Origin of the sequence: Winslowiella arboricola (assembly GCF_025527015.1) — a bacterium.
Lineage (GTDB): Bacteria > Pseudomonadota > Gammaproteobacteria > Enterobacterales > Enterobacteriaceae > Erwinia > Erwinia arboricola.
The window spans coordinates 1-216 of sequence record NZ_JAODIM010000003.1 but is presented as its reverse complement, the minus strand read 5'-3'; the positions used below and the strand labels follow the sequence as shown (position 1 = coordinate 216).

The window sequence follows — 216 nt, the reverse complement described above, 5'->3', positions numbered from 1 at the left end:
TATGCTCCTTCCTTTCCTTCACTTGCCGCCTTGCTTCAGCGCAAAATCTTTCGTTTCTGCTGATTCTTATATCCGGTGAACTAAGCTGAAAATTTTCGCGTCTCTCATCACGCTCACCAAAACACTTCTGGTGTTGTAAGGTTAAGCCTCACGGGTCATTAGTACCGGTTAGCTCAACGCATCGCTGCGCTTACACACCCGGCCTATCAACGTCGT

General features: G+C 48.1%; 1 rRNA gene. It reads right to left on the bottom strand.

From position 1 onward, the window contains the following. Window positions 1-137 precede the first annotated feature (137 nt). Window positions 138-216 (bottom strand): 23S ribosomal RNA (locus N5923_RS00010); the annotation flags it as partial.